Source organism: Haemophilus sp. HMSC71H05 (assembly GCF_001838635.1).
GTDB lineage: Bacteria > Pseudomonadota > Gammaproteobacteria > Enterobacterales > Pasteurellaceae > Haemophilus_D > Haemophilus_D parainfluenzae_R.
On sequence record NZ_KV838038.1, the window covers coordinates 13,597 to 30,822 of the forward strand.

Here is a 17,226-nt window from a genome sequence, read left to right on the forward strand (position 1 = left end):
GTCTAGAAAACAGCAGTTTTTGTGACCGCACTTTTTTCTTCTTTTTCGTCGTCAGTTTGAGCCGGTTTCAATTTCATCAGCTCTAACACGGCAAAACGATACTCAACAAAGTTATATACCTGATTCGCAATAGCAAGTTTGAATAAAGCCGCCGCTTCATCAATTTGCCCCAAATTGAGTTTTTGTTTTGCTAGATAAAAGTAGGTTTCGGTTAATATTTCTGCATATTGTTGCGAGTTTTCTGCAAATTTAGTTGCCCGCTCTTGCAAGTCACTCACGGAAATATTACCTAAATAATATTGAACGATATTTGTTCCCCAGAAGTCCTTAGATAACCCTTTAGCTCGTTCAACAAGGTTGGCATGGGCTTCTTGTGGTTTTAATTTTTGTTCGTTCAAATAGAGCCAGAGTACGCGATAAGGATCTTTGGTATCGGCTTCGTAAAACTTCATCAAATCGTCTTCAGCAAGATTATAGCGTTCGACGTAATAAAAATTTAAACCACGATTAAGGTGGGTATAGTCATAACTTGGATCCAACTCAAACACCGCATTAAAGGTTTCTAATGCGCTGTCGTAATCTTCTTCAAGCAGTAAGTAAAGCCCTAAGTAATTATAAACGGAAGCCATCTTTGGCTGTAACGCGAGGGCTTGTGTAAAGTCATAACGTGCGAGGCCCCATAAACCGAGGGAGTCGTATAATACGCCACGTTCAAAGTGAAGCGTCGCTCGTTCTTCATTACTCATTTTTCCAACTAATAAAACCTGCCCGATTCGGGTAATCATCACTTCTTGTTCGAAGTGCGTATTCGGGTTTTGATCCGCGAGCACGACTTTATTTGGTGCGACAAACACGTTTCCCGATTGTACACAACCGGAAATAAATAAAGTCAGACTTAGGCTAGATAATGAAACTAGAAAACGGAATAACCGAAAATATTGCATTGTTTTATAAGTTAGTTCGATAATCAAAACGGGTGTGCAAAGGTTTTTACACATCCTATGAGATTATTCTTGTTCTTCTGAAATATCTTCTGCAGGTGCAGATTCTGCTTCAGTTTCTTGTTTTGGTGCAAGATCTTTCATGGTTAAGCGGATACGACCTTGACGATCGATTTCAACCACTTTAACCGTCACTTCTTGACCAACTTGAAGATAATCACTCACTTTCTCTACGCGTTCTTCTGCGATTTGAGAAATATGAACTAAACCTTCTTTATTTCCTACGATAGCCACGAATGCACCGAAATCAGCAAGACGAGTCACTTTACCTTTGTAAATTGCGCCCGCTTCAACTTCAGCAACGATTTCTTCAATACGTGCCATCACGTTTTTCGCTGCACTGCTATCTACTGCAGCAATTTTCACTGTACCATCATCATCGATATCGATAGAAGTACCAGTTTCTTCAGTTAATGCACGGATAGTTGCACCACCTTTACCGATAACATCTTTGATTTTCTTCGGATCAATTTTCATGGTGTGAATACGCGGCGCGTAGTCAGAAATATCTGCACGTGGTGCAGGGATTGCTTGTTCCATTACGCCAAGAATGTGCATACGTGCACCTTTTGCTTGGTTTAATGCAATTTGCATAATTTCAGGGGTGATACCTTCAATTTTGATGTCCATTTGAAGTGCGGTTACACCTTCACGTGTACCAGCCACTTTAAAGTCCATATCACCTAAGTGGTCTTCATCACCTAAAATATCTGAAAGAACCACAAATTTCTCTTCTTCTTTCACTAAGCCCATTGCGATACCTGCAACAGCGGCTTTGATTGGTACACCCGCATCCATTAATGCTAAAGACGCACCACATACAGAAGCCATAGAAGAAGAACCGTTAGATTCAGTGATTTCAGATACAACACGCACCACATACGGGAATTCTGCAAGGCTTGGCATAACCGCAGCTACACCGCGTTTTGCTAAACGACCGTGACCGATTTCACGACGTTTTGGTGAGCCAATCATACCGGTTTCACCTACAGAGTATGGAGGGAAGTTGTAGTGGAATAAGAAGTGATCTTGACGTTCACCCGTTAATTCATCAATGATTTGTGCATCACGTTCAGTACCTAATGTTGCAACGGCTAATGCTTGTGTTTCACCACGGGTGAAAATTGCAGAACCGTGAGTACGTGGTAATACACCAGTACAAATATCTAATGCACGAACGGTATCAACGGTACGACCATCAATACGTGGTTCACCTGCAATGATACGGCCACGAACGATTTGGCTTTCAAGTGCGGTGAAGATATCCACGATTTTACCTTCGCTAATTTCCTCATCTTCAGCTGTGATTTGTGCAATCACATCCGCTTTAATCGCATCGATTTGCTCGTAACGAGCTTGTTTTTCAGTAATACGGTATGCATCGCCTAAACGAGCTTCAGCAATCGCTTTTACTTTGTTAATTAAATCTGTGTTTGGTTGTGGCGCAACCCAATCCCAACGCGGTTTACCTGCTTCTTTTGCAAATTCTTTGATTGCTTCAATCACAACTTGTTGTTGTTGATGACCGAATACTACCGCCGCTAACATTTGTTCTTCAGTTAAAATATCAGCTTCAGATTCAACCATTAATACGGCTTTGTCAGTACCTGCAACTACTAAGTCTAAACGGCTTTGTTTTTGTTCAGCCATGGTTGGATTTAATACGAATTGGTTGTCGATAAAACCAACACGCGCTGCACCGATAGGACCGTTGAAAGGAACACCTGATAAGGTTAATGCTGCAGAAGCACCGATCATTGCCACTAAGTCAGGGCTGATTTGTGGATTTACAGAAACCACAGTTGCCACAACTTGGATTTCGTTGAAGAAACCTTCTGGGAATAATGGACGAATTGGACGGTCAATTAAACGTGCAATTAAAGTTTCGCCTTCAGATGGACGGCCTTCACGTTTGAAGAAACCACCAGGGATTTTACCCGCCGCATAAGTACGCTCTTGGTAGTTTACGGTTAATGGGAAGAAGTCTTGACCTTCTTTCACATCTTTTTTAGCAACAACAGTCACGAATACCGTAGTATCGTCCATGCTTGCCATAACCGCAGCAGTTGCTTGACGTGCAATTGCGCCGGTTTCTAGAGTAACGGTATGTTGACCGTATTTAAATTGTTTAACAATTGGATTCACAATGTTTTCCTTCAAAATAATATTTAAAACAAAGCTTTATTTTCCAGATTGCGACTAGCAAAAGAAATCTCTCGAAAAAATGACCGCACTTTTGGTGTTTAAAAATTTCTTTTGATAGCCGCACGCTAATGCAGAAAATAAAGCTCGCTTATTATACAGAGTTTTAAATTTATTGGTAACTTTATTTAATATAAGCAACTTGTTATCATATTCTCATACAAATACATACGTAAGGAGACACTATGATTATCAGTGCATTAAATACCCCAAATTTCAAAGTGGGTTTACCAAAAGTTATCGCGGACATTTGCGATCATCTCAACACCTTAGATCTTGAAGCATTAGAAAATGGCCGTCATGATTTAAGCGAGCAAGTCTATATGAATGTCATGGAATTTGATACGGTTGAGGCGGATAGTAAACAAGCTGAACTTCACCATAAATATCTAGATATTCAATTACTTATTCGTGGTGAAGAAAATGTTGAAGTAAGTGCGACCTATCCAAACCTCAGCTTATACGATGAATATCGTGATGCCGATGATTACCAACTTACCCCGCAAATTGAAGATAAAAGCACGGTAACACTTTTACCAAAAATGTTCGCCGTCTTTTTCCCTTATGAACCCCATAAGCCAGGTTGCACCGTAAACGGTAAATCAAGTTTTGTGAAAAAACTGGTGGTGAAAGTACCAGTCGAATTGATTTAATTATTTCGATTCATTAAAGAAAAAGTGCGGTCAGAAATTTATGTATTTTTCTGACCGCACTTTTTTATTATTTAATTACGGTAATTGACCATTTTGCATCATCAATTTGCTCGAAGTTTGTGACTTCATAACCTTCTTCTGCTGCCCAAGCGGGAATAGCCTCGGTGGCTTGTGTGCAGTCGAATTCAATTTCTAGGCCATCGCCTTTATTTAACTTAGCCATAGCTTCCTTAGCTTCAACGAGAGGAAATGGGCAAACAAGGCCAAGTGTAGGTAATTTAACGATCATATAAACTCCTTATGATGCTTTTGCTAATTTTAAACGTTGTGGACGGATAATGGTGAAGTAGGCGGCCACCCAAGTGCCGAGGATCATCAATGGCAATGAGACCCAACCTTGCCAAGAGAAAAAGGCAGTTTCGACTAAACCATTACCGATAGAACAGCCACCCGCAAGGGTTGCGCCAATACCCATGAGAATACCGCCGAGTCCGCTGCGTAGAATCGTAGTGGCATCCGGTACACGAACACGAAATTCATTGCTTGCTTTCGCGCCGATGAATGAGCCGATAAAAATCCCTAAAACTAAGAATACGCCCCAGTTAATAAATTTACCGTCGCCAGTAACAAGGAATTGCATAATATTAGCGGATGGGCCGGTGATACCAAGTCCAAACTCACGACCAGTAGCAACACTGAGTGGCCAAGCGGCAAGCGCGATTAATCCAATTAACACGGCTGAGAAAAATGGGTGCCAGCGTTTTTCAAATAATAAGTGGGCAAGCCCCGTTTTCTTCGGTTTTAATACCACAACTTTTACGCTTGGTTTGCTGAGATGTTTGTATACATAAAAGGCTGTCACTAAAGTTAATAGTGCCACTAACCACCAAGGTGAAATGCCGAATGTATCATAAATGTTGCGTTGTTCGATATTGATGTCACGTAAAGTTTTATTGAATTCCCCTAATGGGCCAGTGCGCATGATGGCACTTAACAACATATAAGTGAATAACGCAACCCAACTGCCGACTAAACCTTCTGCAGCGCGGTACCATGTACCTGTCGCACAACCGCCAGCAAGAACAATACCAACACCAAATACAAAGGCACCGATAATCACCGCTAAAAAGGCAAAATTTTCAGCCGGATCGACATTTAATACACCGATTTCTTTTAAGAGAAAGAAACCAATGGATTGCACGGTAATCGCCAATAGAAGGGCAACAAACATTTTGTTATTTTTGGTGACATACATATCGCGAAATGCGCCAGTAATACAAAAGCGTCCACGCTGCATCACAAATCCGAGTAAAATTCCGCAAAGTAATCCGGTTAAAAGCATAACTATTCCTTTCTTTTAAAACTAAGTAGAGCAGTATTTTCTAAAAAAATAAGAAGGTAACGCCAATAACTTTTTGCTAGAAAATATGTTTTTTTGATATAAAAAAAGTGCGGTCAGAAATTTGTATGTTTTTCTGATCGCACTTTGTTGTAAGTTATCACGATATTAGGGACAGGGTTTACTCACCATAATTTCAATCACTTGGCGATCAATATGGTGCATACTTTTAGAAGCGATTGAGCATAGATTATCGATAGTGCGATCGAGATCATGTTCAACGATACCTTCATTGCCCGTCACATGGGTTTCATCCATCGCCATGAGAACTGATTTATAACCAGAAGCCACGCTGGTGGAGACTTTCATCGCACAGCTATTGGATGCCCCATCGCAGATAATTCCGCTGATGTCACCAATCATGCTGCAAATCCCCATGCTCACGGTTTCAAATTTACCCGTAAGTAAATAGGCGATACCCGCACAGCTTCCCATCGATGCGGTTGTTACCGCACAAAGGGCAGAAAGTTTGGGTAATTTACTGTGGATATAAATGGCCATTAAGTGTGATAAGAAGAGGGCGCGGAGACGTTTTTCTTCACTCACATTTAAATAATCGGCCACCACAACTACGGGCATAGTCGCGGCAATACCTTGGTTACCTGAACCTGAATTACTCATTGCTGGTAATGTAGCCCCGCCCATACGGGCATCGGAGGCTGCAGTGGTTTCAATCATAATTTTGCTGAGCAAATCGTCTGACATTAAGCCACTACCAACTTGTTTGCGTAATGTTCTGCCAATATGTAAACCGTAATTTTCCCGTAATCCTTCGTTAGACAGTGCGCGGTTGAGCGAAGCTGCTTGTCCGATAAAGCGGATTTTATCGAGCTCAACTTCACAAGAAAATTCAAAAATTTCACGCGCGTTAACCTGTTTGAAAATATCATAAGGATCGCAATCAGCGCATTCATCGTGTTCTTTCTCAAAAATGACCTCGCCATTTTTTTCAATCAGAATGATGTTTGTGTGTTGATCTTGAATGGCGACTTTCACTCGGTCATTATCCGCAAACAACACGGCTTCCGAATATAAAATATGATCAGTTTGATGAATATCCACATTAACGAGCTTTTTATCAAGCATCGCTTTGGCTTGTGAAACTTGCTCTGGCGTGATGTGTTTTAATACTTCCAATTCACCCTCTGGATCACCGCCTAAAGCACCAATCGCCGCGGCAATAGGCAAACCCACCATGCCCGTTCCCGGTACTGCAACACCTAAACCATTTTTCATTAAGTTTGGCGATACCTTAGCCTCAATACGTTCAGGTGTTTTGCCTAAATATTTGGCTGCAGTTGCTGCGGCAAGCGCTAAAGAGATAGGTTCAGTACAGCCAAGTGCGGGAACCACATCACGTTCCACAAGGTGAAGTAATGGTTTTTCGATTTCGTTGAGTCTTTCTTGATTCATAAAATTCTTTTAATTTATTAAATACTGTCTTCTTTCTCTATGACTAATATGCGCGCTTCGCCTTGTGGATGAGCAACATGTTGGGTACCGATATCCGCATAAAAAATATCACCTGTATGGAGCAATACGGTTTTCTCTTGGCCGTCTTCTTTGTAGCGCATTTCCACCGTACCATCCATGACAGCAAAGACTTCTTCACCGTCATTGATATGCCATTTGTAAGGTTTATCTGTCCAGTGCAGACGCACGGAAATACCCTTCATATTGGTAATATCAAGGGCTCCCCAAGCGTGTTCTGCCGTAAAGAGGTGACTTCTAATAACTTTATTCATGACTAAATTCCTTAGTGCGCCTCATCCCAGTTCGTGCCTTGACCCACTTCAACAATCAGTGGCACCACTAAATCAGCCGCGCTTTCCATTTGTGTTTTGATGAGTTCGCTATAAAACGCGACTTTTTCTGACCGCACTTCAAACACCAATTCATCGTGCACCTGCATAATCATCGCAATATTGGGATCGTTTTGTAGTTTTTGATCCAATTGAATCATGGCACGTTTAATAATGTCTGCGGCGGTGCCTTGCATTGGTGCATTGATCGCGACACGTTCGGCAGCTTTACGGCGCATACCATTAGAAGAGTTGATATCTGGTAGATATAAACGACGGCCGAATAGGGTTTCCACATAGCCTTGGGCTTTGGCTTTTTCGCGAATATCGTGCATAAAGGTTTGTACGCCTGGATAGCGTTTGAAATACAAATCCATATAGCTCTGGGCATCGGCACGGCCAATACCGAGTTGACGCGATAAGCCAAAGGCTGACATACCGTAAATTAATCCGAAGTTAATTGCCTTAGCATTGCGGCGTTGCTCGGACGTTACTTCATCCAGTTCTACCCCAAAGATTTCTGCCGCAGTAGAGCGGTGAATATCTTTGCCTTGAGTAAAGGCGTTAATTAAGCCCTGATCCTGTGATAGGTGCGCCATAATGCGTAGTTCGATTTGCGAATAGTCAGCTGCCACAACAGTAAAGCCTTCGCGTGCAATAAATGCCTGACGAATACGGCGGCCTTCTTCATTACGAATCGGAATGTTTTGCAGATTCGGATCGCTTGATGAAAGACGACCGGTGGCGGTCACCGCTTGATGGTAGGAAGTATGCACTCGACCCGTTTGCGGATTCACCATTTGCGGTAATTTGTCGGTGTAGGTGGATTTTAGTTTGCTGAGACCACGATGTTCTACCAACACTTTCGGTAATTCATGACTAAATGCGAGTTCCTCCAACACTTCCTCGTTGGTGGATGGCGCACCTTTTGGTGTTTTTTGAATAACCGGCAAACCTAATTTATCAAACAAAATTTCTTGTAATTGTTTGGTGGAAGCTAAATTAAATGGTTGCCCCGCCAAGACATAGGCCTGTTCTTCTAATTCACTTAAACGGTTAGCGATTTCGTTAGATTGTAGGAATAGCGCATCGCTATCAATTAAAACACCGCGACGTTCCATACGGGACAGTACGCCTAACAATGGCAATTCCATTTCTTTAAAGAGTTTTTCCAGAGTGGGTTCTTTAGAGAGTTTTTCCCATAGCACTTGTTGCAGCTTCATTGTCACATCAGCATCTTCCGCCGCGTACTCGGCGGCTTTTTCCAACGGAATTTGGTTAAAAGTCAGCTGATTTTTACCTTTGCCTGCAATCTCTTCAAAAGTGATTGTTTGATGCCCTAAATAACGTTTCGCCAGATCGTCCATATTATGACGGCCTGTGCTGTTGAGTACATAGGACTCCAACATAGTATCGAAAGCCACACCTTGCACATCGATGCCATTACGGGCGAAGATGGTGAGATCGTATTTGAAGTTTTGCCCGACTTTTTGAATAGCAGGATTTTCTAAAACCGGTTTTAACAACGTAAGTGCGGTTGTTTTTTCGAGAGTTTTTGGTGCGCCTAAATAATCTAATTGTAGCGGTAAATAAGCTGCTTCACCGTTTTCTAACGCAAAGGAAATGCCCACTAAGTTGGCAGCCATATAATCTAAATTATCGGTTTCAGTATCTAGCGCAAAAAGTTTGGCTTGCTTGAGTTTTTCCACCCAACGATTTAAATCCGCTTCAGTGAGCAAGGCTTCATAACGGCTACGATCAATTTGAATTGCCGGCAATGTTTCATCGTCATTATTTTGAGCGAGGGCTGGCGTAGCTTGATAGTGATTAATCTTGGTTGGTTGTTCGTTATTATTGGTGATGGAGTCAGCGCCATTCATCACTTCATTGAGCCAACGTTTAAATTCATAACGGCCGAAATATTCGGTAAGTTGATCGTTATTGCTTGCACCAAGGGTAAGTTGTTCCGGAGTGATATCGAGAGCGACATCGGTTTTGATCGTGGCAAGGCGATAGGATAAATCCGCCATTTCTTTTTCAGCCAATAATTTATCCCCTAATTTTTTTGCCCCACGAATTGGCAATTCGGCCACTTTGTCTAAGTTAGCATAAATTTCTGCCATGCTGCCGATACCCTGTAAGAGACCGAGAGCCGTTTTTTCACCCACACCCGCTACGCCAGGAATATTATCGGCGCTATCGCCCATTAGCGCTAAGTAATCAATGATGAGTTCTGGCGGAATACCGTATTTTTCAATCACAGCCTCGCGATCTAATAAGGTGTTATTCATGGTGTTGATCAACATAATGTTGTCATCCACTAGCTGTGCCATGTCTTTATCGCCGGTACTGATCAAAACTTTTTGATTCGCTTTGGAAGCCGCTACCGCTAGAGTACCGATGACATCATCAGCTTCTACACCTTCAATGACTAAAAGAGGAATGCCAAGGGCACGGATAATATCGTGCAATGGCTGAATTTGTTTGCGCAGATCGTCTGGCATCGGTGGACGATGGGATTTATATTGTTCAAACATTTCATCACGGAAAGTTTTGCCTTTCGCATCAAAGACCACCGCAATATGGCTCGGTTGCACTTGCGAAATCAGGCTTTTGAGCATATTTAACACACCGTACATGGCACCGGTTGGTTCGCCGGCTGAATTGGTGAGTGGTGGAAATGCGTGAAAAGCACGATATAAATAAGATGAACCGTCCACTAGGACTAATGGATTAGGAGCGATAGTTGGCATAAATATTCCGTTCAAAAATAATGAAAAGTGTCGCATTATAGCGTAAATTGCGAAATGGGGCGAACGGATAAAGTGCGGTCAATTAAACGTAAAAAGTATGACGAAGGCATTTGGCTGTGGCATAATAGGATTACTTGAGCATTCAACATAAGGGAATAACATGTCATTAAAACTGGTTGAAGTTGTTGTATTAGGGCAAGTGCTGCGCTTGAATGTCCCTGCAGAACAAGAAGAGATTTTGCGTCAATCGGCGCGTAATTTAGATCTTCAAGTGTCTGAAATGAAAGAGCGTACAGGTTTATTGCAATTAGACCGAGTGCTTTCTATTGTTGCCTTGAATTTAAGTTTTGAATTAACCCAAGAAAAAAATAAAAATGCCCAGATTGAAAACGTGTTATGTACGCGAATTCAGCAGTTAGATCATTCTTTAGAGAATGCATTAGGTGGGCGTACCATTGTAGATTAAATAAAAAAGAACCGCATGTTGAAAGTGCGGTTCTTTTTTATGTGTTTTTAATCTGGTGTGTAATAGAGTTTACCAATTTCAATTTTTTGTCGCCCTGTTTCTTCACGCCATTTATTGCTGTCTCGTAAAGAATAAACGCAGCCACAATATTCCTGTTGATAAAAACGTTCACGTTTACTGATTTCGATCATGCGTTGAGATCCTCCAGCTTTACGCCAGTTGTAATCCCAATAAATCACATCATCATATTTTTCAGCCGCACGGTGACCACAACCATTAATTTGATCCATATCTTTCCAGCGAGAAATACCAAGGCAGCTGGTAAATACAGGGAAACCATGTTCATGAGCATATTCAGCTGCTTTTTCAAAACGCATATCAAAACACATGGTGCAGCGAATGCCACGTTCAGGTTCCCATTCCATACCTTTTGCGCGATCAAACCATTGTTGGCGATCGTAGTCTGCATCAATAAACGGAATCCCGAATTTTTGGGCAAATCGGATGTTTTCTTCTTTACGAATTAAATATTCTTTCAATGGATGAATATTCGGGTTGTAAAAATAAATCGTAAACTCAATACCTGAGGCTAAAATGGCTTCCATTACTTCACCTGAGCAAGGCGCACAGCAGGAGTGGAGAAGTAACTTATTATGTCCTTCAGGTAATTCGAGTTTTTCACGAATAAAAGGCGCATTGGGATCCTTGCGCACCTTTTGTTTACGTGTTTTTTGAAATTTAGGTTTAGAATCGACCGCACTTTGCGGTTGAATTTGTTCTTCAGTCATATTAATAAGTTCGATCTACCGATAAATAAGCCAGTGAAATTAAGGCTTTTTTGTATTCGCTTTCAGGTAATAAGGCAATAGCATCAACCGCTTTTTGGGCTTCTTGTTTCGCACGATCCATTGCGTAATCGAGAGATTTATGTTCTGCCATAATCGCAAGTACTTCATCGATCGCATCACGTTTTCCGCCTTGTTCAATGGCTTCGCGAATAAGCGCGGCTTGTTGTGGGTTGCCGTGACGCATTGCGTGTAATAAAGGAAGAGTAGGCTTACCTTCAGCGAGGTCATCACCCACATTTTTACCTAATGCAGCTGCATTCGCACTGTAATCTAGCACGTCATCTACTAATTGGAATGCGGTACCGAGATAGCGACCATATTCTTGAAATGCGGTTTCAATTGATTTTTCAGCACCTGCAACAATCGCAACAGATTGCGCCGCTACTTCAAATAATCGTGCCGTTTTACTATAAATCACGCGCATATAGCTTTCTTCAGTGGTATCGGGATCGTTCACGTTCATCAATTGTTGCACTTCACCTTCCGCCAACACGTTGGTGGCATCCGCCATAATGCGAAGAATGTCTAGAGATTGTAACTGCGCCACTAATTGGAATGCACGAGTATAAATGAAGTCACCTACTAATACGCTAGCGGCATTACCAAAGGCTGAGTTTGCCGTTGCGCGACCACGACGCATATCCGATTCATCCACCACATCATCATGTAATAAAGATGCGGTGTGAATAAATTCTACAAAGGTTGCACAAGTCGCCACTTTATCGCTTTCGTAGCCTAATGCACGCGCCGCTAAAACCGCAATAAGTGGTCGAATACGTTTTCCGCCACCTTGTACAATATAAAAACCAAGCTGATTAACCATCGGCACATCGGAGTTAATTTGTGCTAAAATGGCTCGATTGACTTTCTGCATATCCGCATCTGTTAATGCTTGGATTGCATGCATATCCATTAAATCTTGTTTGTTCATCTTCATTTGGTTCGATGGTTGTGTATATAAAAGAAAAGTGCGGTGAATTTTACCCGATTTTTCAGGGTTTCTGAAATTAAACTCGAGGAAAAGCGCTTTTTTTTATTTTATTGCAAATAAGTGCTTGCGATCGAGTTGTTTTTTCCGTAGAATTTGCGACCTATTTATATGAATTTTGAAGTGCGGACCGAAAATAGTAACGGAGAAGCACAATTATAGCGGAGTATTTATGTACGCAGTTTTCCAAAGTGGCGGTAAACAACACCGTGTGAGCGAAGGTCAAGTAGTTCGTTTAGAAAAACTTGAACTTGCAACTGGCGCAACAGTTGAGTTCGACTCAGTGTTGATGGTCGTTAATGGTGAAGATGTTAAAATTGGTGCACCAGTAGTAGCTGGCGCGAAAGTAGTGGCTGAAGTTGTGGCACAAGGTCGTGGCGATAAAGTTAAAATCGTTAAGTTCCGTCGTCGTAAACACAGCCGTAAACAACAAGGTCATCGTCAGTGGTTCACAGAAGTGAAAATCACTGGGATTCAAGCATAATTTCAGAGGAGATCAAGTAGATGGCAACTAAAAAAGCTGGTGGTTCAACTCGTAACGGTCGTGATTCTGAAGCTAAACGCCTTGGTGTTAAACGTTTCGGTGGCGAATCTGTATTAGCAGGTAGCATCATTGTACGTCAACGTGGTACTAAATTCCACGCAGGTAACAACGTAGGTATGGGTCGTGACCACACCTTATTTGCTACCGCTGACGGTAAAGTAAAATTTGAAGTTAAAGGCGAGAAAAGCCGTAAATACGTAAGTATTGTAACTGAATAATTTTACATCTGATTTGATAAACGCCCCGCATTATCTGTGGGGCGTTTTCTTTTTTATCTGTAATTTACAATCATCAATCACATTTGTTATTCTGGCACTATTGCTTATCTTGATATTTCTTAGTCGAAATTTATCTTAATTCCTAACTGCACTTTAGTAAAATAAAGGAAGATATCATGAAACAACAACCGCTTTTAGGTTTTCTCTTCGCTTTAATTACAGCGATGGCGTGGGGATCTTTACCTATTGCGTTAAAACAGGTTCTATCAGTGATGACACCACAAACGATCGTTTGGTATCGATTTGCGGTAGCTTCTCTTGCACTATTGATTCTGTTAGGTTACAAGAAAAAATTACCACAATTTTCGAAAGGTGGTCGTTTTATTTGGCTTGTACTCATCGGTGTAGCAGGATTAGCGGGTAATTTCTTTTTATTTAATAGCTCACTTAATTTTATCGATCCTTCTTCAGCTCAAATTTTTATTCATTTTTCTTCTTTTGGTATGTTAATTTGCGGTATTTTTGTCTTTAAAGAAAAGCTCGGATTACACCAAAAGATTGGTTTAGGTCTGTTATTGGCTGGGTTGGCGCTTTTCTTCAATGATAAGCTTGATGTGTTTAAAGGAGAGAGTGGTTATTTAACAGGTGTCTTACTCAGCCTGACTGCTTCATTAGTTTGGGTGGCTTATGGTATGGCACAAAAGCTTATGCTCCGTCGTTTTAGTTCGCAACAAATTTTATTAATGATGTATTTCGGCTGTCTTTTAGTCTTTACACCTGTAGCTGAATTTTCACAAGTGAGTAACCTCACCCCGTTTGCATTCGGTTGTTTTGTTTATTGTTGTTTGAATACGTTATTTGGTTATGGGGCTTATGCTGAGGCGCTTAATCGTTGGGAAGTTTCTAAAGTAAGCGTAGTGATAACCTTAGTACCACTCTTTACCATTTTCTTTGCCCATCTTGCCCATTATGTGAGCCCTGAGAATTTTGCCGCGCCAGAATTAAATATGATTAGCTATATTGGGGCGTTTGTTGTAGTATGCGGAGCAATTTTGTCGGCAATCGGACATAAGTTATTACCGCAATCAAAGTAAAGTGCGGTTAAATATTGGAGAGTTTTTATGAAATTTATTGATGAAGCCCTGATTCGTGTGGAAGCAGGGGATGGTGGAAACGGTTGTGTAAGTTTCCGCCGTGAAAAATTTATCCCCAAAGGTGGCCCTGATGGCGGTGATGGCGGTGATGGCGGTGATGTTTATTTGGTTGCAGACGAAAACTTAAATACCTTAATCGATTATCGCTTTACGAAACGTTTTGCCGCAGAACGCGGTGAGAACGGCCATAGTTCAGATTGTACTGGTCGCCGCGGTAAAGATATTACGTTACGTGTGCCGGTGGGAACGCGTGCAATTGATAATGACACTAAAGAAGTGCTTGGCGATTTGACAAAGCATGGCGCCAAAATGTTAGTGGCGAAAGGTGGTTATCATGGTTTAGGGAACACACGTTTTAAATCTTCAGTGAACCGTGCACCTCGCCAAAAAACCATGGGAACACCAGGAGAAAAACGCGATTTATTATTAGAATTAATGCTTCTTGCAGATGTCGGGATGTTAGGTTTACCGAATGCTGGTAAATCCACCTTTATTCGCGCCGTTTCAGCTGCAAAACCAAAAGTTGCTGATTATCCATTTACCACTTTAGTGCCAAGTTTAGGCGTAGTGAAAGTGGATGAGAGCCATAGCTTTGTGGTGGCCGATATTCCTGGATTGATTGAAGGTGCATCGGATGGTGCGGGTTTGGGTATTCGTTTCTTAAAGCACTTAGAACGTTGTCGTGTGTTAATTCATTTAGTGGATATTAACCCAATTGATGAATCCGATCCTGCTGATAATATTGCGATCATCGAGTCAGAATTATTCCAATATAGTGAAAAATTGGCAGATAAACCACGTTGGTTAGTCTTCAATAAAATTGATACGATGACAGAAGAAGAGGCGCATGAACGTGCTCAAGAGATTACCGAACGTCTTGGTTGGGAAGAAGGCTATCACCTTATTTCTGCCGCAACCGGTAAGAATGTACCGCCACTTTGTCGTGATATTATGGATTTCATTGAAGCGAATCCACGAGATGCGGAAGTAGAAGAAAATAAACCGGAAGAAGTGAAATTCAAATGGGAAGACTACCATCAAGAACAGCTTGCTGAACATCAATTTGATGATGAAGATGACGACTGGGATGATTGGGACGAAGAAGATGAAGAAGGCGTTGAGTTTATTTATAAACCTTAATGCCTAAATGAAAAAAGAGCGGAAATTTGACCGCTCTTTTTTTATTGCTGTTAACCTTTCTTTTTCCCACCTTGACGTGCTTTAAAGCGAGGATTAGTTTTCGAAATGACATAAACGACACCGTGGCGGCGAACAATTTTGCAGCCAGGACGGTTTTTAGCACTTTTTAGCGAAGATAATACTTTCATTGAATATTCCTATTTTGATTTAAATGCACCAAATTTGCCATAGCGGTTTGCAAATTCACTTGCACGACCTTCATTCCCAATTTGACGGGTTTTACCGGTATAAAATGGGTGAGATGCAGATGAGGTATCACACATAAATACAGGGTATTCGTTACCATCTTCCCATTGCATGGTGTTGTTAGTTTTAGCGCAAGAACGGATGAGAAAGCCTTGTTTCGCATTGGAATCGTAAAATAAAACGGTACGATAATTTTCAGGATGAATGCCTTTTTTCATTAGAACTCCTTATATGACGGAAATAATTGGGCGAAGATACTAATTTAAAAGAGAATGATTATCAATGTATTTTTATTCATAGCCATGAGAATTTTTTTCATATTGAGAAAAAGAAAAATGCCTTTCGATTGAAAGGCATTTTGTCTGTTTGGTTGGAGAGTTATCCACGATGCGCATTTTTCATAATACGCTCTTTCGCCACTTTCCATTCGCGCTCTTTAATATCATCACGTTTATCATGTTGTTTTTTACCTTTCGCAAGACCGATTTTGATCTTCGCCCAAGGGCCTTTCCAATAAAGAGAAAGGGCAACAATAGTAAAACCATCACGGCTTGATTTACCGAAAAGATTATCTAGTTCACGTTTATTCAATAAAAGCTTACGTGTACGCGTCGGATCGCAAACCACGTGAGTAGAGGCCAAGCTTAATGGTTGAATGGTTGCTCCAAATAAATAGGCTTCACCGTTTTTAAAAATGATATAGCTATCGCTGATGTTGGCTTTACCCGCGCGCATTGATTTTACTTCCCAACCTTGTAACTCAAGGCCGGCTTCAATTTCATCTTCAATAAAATATTCGTGTCTAGCTCGTTTATTTAACGCAATGGTGTTGGAGCCGACTTTGACTTTCTTTTTGGTCATTGTTATCCGTTGTTTATTAATCGTAAATTGGCGTTGATTTTACCGAATCTCGCCGTGGATAGCAAAAAACAAAAGGCTGATTTGACTCAGCCTTTTATTACTTAATGAGAGATTATTCTTCTAATTCACCACAGAAACGATAGCCTTCACCATGCACGGTAGCAATAATTTCTGGTGTATTAGGATGATCTTCAAAATGTTTCCGAATGCGGCGAATTGTTACATCCACAGTACGATCTTGTGGTTTTAATTCGCGTCCTGTCATTTTTAGCAATAATTCTTCGCGAGTTTGCAATTTTCCTGGATTTTCACAGAAATGCAACATGGCACGAAATTCACTACGCGGTAGCTTAAACTCAGTGCCTTCAGGCGTAATTAAATTATGACTATTTAAATCCAGTGTCCAACCATTAAAACGATAGTTCTCACGTTGTAAATGGGCCTCTTTGCCATTTAATGTCATGGTGCGATGCAATAAATTTCTTGCACGAATGGTGAGTTCTCTAGGGTTGAAGGGTTTGGTGAGATAATCATCGGCTCCGATTTCTAAACCTAAGATTTTATCAACTTCATTATCTCTCCCCGTGAGAAAAATCAGAGGGATAGGTGTTTTTTCACGCAATTCACGGCCCAGTAATAAACCATTTTTACCGGGTAAGTTGATATCTAATACGATGAGATTAACCGTTTCCGAGCTTAACTGACGATACATTTCGGCACCATCTTGTGCTTGTAATACCTCATAGCCCTCAGCTTCAAAAATTCCTTTTAACGTATTACGGGTTACCGCTTCATCTTCCACGATGAGAATTTTGGGGGTAGCCATTCGTTGCTCCTTGTTATACTTTGTTATGGGCATATTCTATAATTGTAACATTGCTGTAACAACAGAAAAGTGCGGTCATTGTTTAAATTACATTTAATTTTATGATCTAAGTCATAAATTATTAA

At 41.1% G+C, this 17,226-nt stretch carries 19 protein-coding genes; 6 read left to right on the forward strand and 13 right to left on the reverse strand.

The genetic code is table 11. From position 1 onward, the window contains the following. Window positions 1-2: 2 nt before the first annotated feature. Together nlpI and pnp are read right to left on the reverse strand one after the other, a co-directional pair. Window positions 3-944 (reverse strand): lipoprotein NlpI, encoded by a 942-nt coding sequence (nlpI, locus tag HMPREF3279_RS08900; RefSeq protein WP_070869044.1) that lies wholly within the window; start codon window positions 942-944, stop codon window positions 3-5. 63 nt (window positions 945-1,007) lie between these two features. Continuing rightward, complete coding sequence (gene pnp / locus HMPREF3279_RS08905) at window positions 1,008-3,146, reverse strand: polyribonucleotide nucleotidyltransferase (RefSeq protein WP_049367217.1); 2,139 nt, start codon at window positions 3,144-3,146, stop codon at window positions 1,008-1,010. Window positions 3,147-3,388: 242 nt separating this feature from the next. On the opposite strand from pnp, the gene nanQ reads away from it, so the two are divergent. Continuing rightward, window positions 3,389-3,856, forward strand: coding sequence for an N-acetylneuraminate anomerase (gene nanQ, locus HMPREF3279_RS08910; RefSeq protein ID WP_070868928.1), 468 nt, complete (start codon window positions 3,389-3,391; stop codon window positions 3,854-3,856). Window positions 3,857-3,923: 67 nt separating this feature from the next. On the opposite strand, the gene HMPREF3279_RS08915 is transcribed toward nanQ, so the two are convergent. From HMPREF3279_RS08915 to polA, 5 genes are all read right to left on the reverse strand, one after another. Beyond that, window positions 3,924-4,145 carry a sulfurtransferase TusA family protein gene (locus HMPREF3279_RS08915; protein WP_005631077.1) on the reverse strand — a complete coding sequence of 74 codons (222 nt, stop codon included), beginning with the start codon at window positions 4,143-4,145 and terminating at the stop codon, window positions 3,924-3,926. A 9-nt stretch (window positions 4,146-4,154) separates the two neighbouring features. Next, on the reverse strand, window positions 4,155-5,198 hold the full coding sequence (locus HMPREF3279_RS08920) for a YeeE/YedE family protein (protein WP_070868929.1): 1,044 nt from the start codon (window positions 5,196-5,198) through the stop codon (window positions 4,155-4,157). A gap of 165 nt (window positions 5,199-5,363) precedes the next feature. After that, window positions 5,364-6,668, reverse strand: a complete 1,305-nt coding sequence (locus HMPREF3279_RS08925) for an L-cysteine desulfidase family protein (protein WP_070868930.1) — start codon at window positions 6,666-6,668, stop codon at window positions 5,364-5,366. 17 nt (window positions 6,669-6,685) lie between these two features. Continuing rightward, window positions 6,686-7,000, reverse strand: a complete 315-nt coding sequence (locus HMPREF3279_RS08930) for a cupin domain-containing protein (protein WP_070868931.1) — start codon at window positions 6,998-7,000, stop codon at window positions 6,686-6,688. Window positions 7,001-7,011: 11 nt separating this feature from the next. Beyond that, on the reverse strand, window positions 7,012-9,810 hold the full coding sequence (gene polA / locus HMPREF3279_RS08935; RefSeq protein ID WP_070868932.1) for a DNA polymerase I: 2,799 nt from the start codon (window positions 9,808-9,810) through the stop codon (window positions 7,012-7,014). A gap of 160 nt (window positions 9,811-9,970) precedes the next feature. Between polA and HMPREF3279_RS08940 the strand changes: the two genes are divergently transcribed. After that, entirely contained in the window at window positions 9,971-10,276 is a 306-nt protein-coding gene (locus HMPREF3279_RS08940) for a cell division protein ZapA (protein ID WP_070868933.1), read from the forward strand. 47 nt (window positions 10,277-10,323) lie between these two features. On the opposite strand, the gene HMPREF3279_RS08945 is transcribed toward HMPREF3279_RS08940, so the two are convergent. Both HMPREF3279_RS08945 and ispB read right to left on the reverse strand, forming a co-directional pair. Continuing rightward, window positions 10,324-11,064, reverse strand: a complete 741-nt coding sequence (locus tag HMPREF3279_RS08945; RefSeq protein WP_070868934.1) for an epoxyqueuosine reductase QueH — start codon at window positions 11,062-11,064, stop codon at window positions 10,324-10,326. 1 nt (window position 11,065) lies between these two features. Then, entirely contained in the window at window positions 11,066-12,055 is a 990-nt protein-coding gene (gene ispB / locus HMPREF3279_RS08950; protein ID WP_070868935.1) for an octaprenyl diphosphate synthase, read from the reverse strand. A 229-nt stretch (window positions 12,056-12,284) separates the two neighbouring features. On the opposite strand from ispB, the gene rplU reads away from it, so the two are divergent. The 4 genes from rplU to cgtA all read left to right on the forward strand — a co-directional run bounded on the left by rplU (window position 12,285) and on the right by cgtA (window position 15,168). Further along, window positions 12,285-12,596 (forward strand): 50S ribosomal protein L21, encoded by a 312-nt coding sequence (gene rplU, locus HMPREF3279_RS08955; RefSeq protein ID WP_005695431.1) that lies wholly within the window; start codon window positions 12,285-12,287, stop codon window positions 12,594-12,596. Between the two features lie 20 nt (window positions 12,597-12,616). Then, window positions 12,617-12,874: a 50S ribosomal protein L27 gene (rpmA, locus tag HMPREF3279_RS08960; protein ID WP_005539872.1), complete on the forward strand. Its 258-nt coding sequence runs from the start codon at window positions 12,617-12,619 to the stop codon at window positions 12,872-12,874. 176 nt (window positions 12,875-13,050) lie between these two features. Then, window positions 13,051-13,968: a DMT family transporter gene (locus HMPREF3279_RS08965; protein WP_070868936.1), complete on the forward strand. Its 918-nt coding sequence runs from the start codon at window positions 13,051-13,053 to the stop codon at window positions 13,966-13,968. A gap of 27 nt (window positions 13,969-13,995) precedes the next feature. After that, window positions 13,996-15,168: an Obg family GTPase CgtA gene (cgtA, locus tag HMPREF3279_RS08970; protein WP_005697855.1), complete on the forward strand. Its 1,173-nt coding sequence runs from the start codon at window positions 13,996-13,998 to the stop codon at window positions 15,166-15,168. A 50-nt stretch (window positions 15,169-15,218) separates the two neighbouring features. Here the strand turns inward: cgtA and ykgO are convergent, their stop codons facing one another. The 4 genes from ykgO to arcA all read right to left on the reverse strand — a co-directional run bounded on the left by ykgO (window position 15,219) and on the right by arcA (window position 17,101). Further along, on the reverse strand, window positions 15,219-15,356 hold the full coding sequence (gene ykgO / locus HMPREF3279_RS08975; protein ID WP_005695435.1) for a type B 50S ribosomal protein L36: 138 nt from the start codon (window positions 15,354-15,356) through the stop codon (window positions 15,219-15,221). 9 nt (window positions 15,357-15,365) lie between these two features. Beyond that, window positions 15,366-15,632 carry a type B 50S ribosomal protein L31 gene (locus HMPREF3279_RS08980; RefSeq protein WP_070868937.1) on the reverse strand — a complete coding sequence of 89 codons (267 nt, stop codon included), beginning with the start codon at window positions 15,630-15,632 and terminating at the stop codon, window positions 15,366-15,368. A 160-nt stretch (window positions 15,633-15,792) separates the two neighbouring features. Next, a complete protein-coding gene (smpB, locus tag HMPREF3279_RS08985) occupies window positions 15,793-16,275 on the reverse strand; it encodes an SsrA-binding protein SmpB (RefSeq protein ID WP_014064114.1) in 483 nt (160 codons plus the stop codon). 112 nt (window positions 16,276-16,387) lie between these two features. Further along, window positions 16,388-17,101, reverse strand: coding sequence for a two-component system response regulator ArcA (arcA, locus tag HMPREF3279_RS08990; protein ID WP_070582579.1), 714 nt, complete (start codon window positions 17,099-17,101; stop codon window positions 16,388-16,390). Window positions 17,102-17,226 lie beyond the last annotated feature (125 nt).

What these genes read in the sequence shown, in the direction of transcription:
- nlpI (WP_070869044.1), bottom strand. Translation starts at nt 944, where the DNA reads ATGCAATATTTTCGGTTATTCCGTTTTCTAGTTTCATTATCTAGCCTA.
- HMPREF3279_RS08925 (WP_070868930.1), bottom strand. Translation starts at nt 6,668, where the DNA reads ATGAATCAAGAAAGACTCAACGAAATCGAAAAACCATTACTTCACCTT.
- cgtA (WP_005697855.1), top strand. Translation starts at nt 13,996, where the DNA reads ATGAAATTTATTGATGAAGCCCTGATTCGTGTGGAAGCAGGGGATGGT.
- HMPREF3279_RS08940 (WP_070868933.1), top strand. Translation starts at nt 9,971, where the DNA reads ATGTCATTAAAACTGGTTGAAGTTGTTGTATTAGGGCAAGTGCTGCGC.
- polA (WP_070868932.1), bottom strand. Translation starts at nt 9,810, where the DNA reads ATGCCAACTATCGCTCCTAATCCATTAGTCCTAGTGGACGGTTCATCT.
- arcA (WP_070582579.1), bottom strand. Translation starts at nt 17,101, where the DNA reads ATGGCTACCCCCAAAATTCTCATCGTGGAAGATGAAGCGGTAACCCGT.
- ykgO (WP_005695435.1), bottom strand. Translation starts at nt 15,356, where the DNA reads ATGAAAGTATTATCTTCGCTAAAAAGTGCTAAAAACCGTCCTGGCTGC.
- HMPREF3279_RS08945 (WP_070868934.1), bottom strand. Translation starts at nt 11,064, where the DNA reads ATGACTGAAGAACAAATTCAACCGCAAAGTGCGGTCGATTCTAAACCT.
- HMPREF3279_RS08965 (WP_070868936.1), top strand. Translation starts at nt 13,051, where the DNA reads ATGAAACAACAACCGCTTTTAGGTTTTCTCTTCGCTTTAATTACAGCG.
- smpB (WP_014064114.1), bottom strand. Translation starts at nt 16,275, where the DNA reads ATGACCAAAAAGAAAGTCAAAGTCGGCTCCAACACCATTGCGTTAAAT.
- HMPREF3279_RS08915 (WP_005631077.1), bottom strand. Translation starts at nt 4,145, where the DNA reads ATGATCGTTAAATTACCTACACTTGGCCTTGTTTGCCCATTTCCTCTC.
- nanQ (WP_070868928.1), top strand. Translation starts at nt 3,389, where the DNA reads ATGATTATCAGTGCATTAAATACCCCAAATTTCAAAGTGGGTTTACCA.
- HMPREF3279_RS08980 (WP_070868937.1), bottom strand. Translation starts at nt 15,632, where the DNA reads ATGAAAAAAGGCATTCATCCTGAAAATTATCGTACCGTTTTATTTTAC.
- rpmA (WP_005539872.1), top strand. Translation starts at nt 12,617, where the DNA reads ATGGCAACTAAAAAAGCTGGTGGTTCAACTCGTAACGGTCGTGATTCT.
- rplU (WP_005695431.1), top strand. Translation starts at nt 12,285, where the DNA reads ATGTACGCAGTTTTCCAAAGTGGCGGTAAACAACACCGTGTGAGCGAA.
- HMPREF3279_RS08930 (WP_070868931.1), bottom strand. Translation starts at nt 7,000, where the DNA reads ATGAATAAAGTTATTAGAAGTCACCTCTTTACGGCAGAACACGCTTGG.
- HMPREF3279_RS08920 (WP_070868929.1), bottom strand. Translation starts at nt 5,198, where the DNA reads ATGCTTTTAACCGGATTACTTTGCGGAATTTTACTCGGATTTGTGATG.
- ispB (WP_070868935.1), bottom strand. Translation starts at nt 12,055, where the DNA reads ATGAACAAACAAGATTTAATGGATATGCATGCAATCCAAGCATTAACA.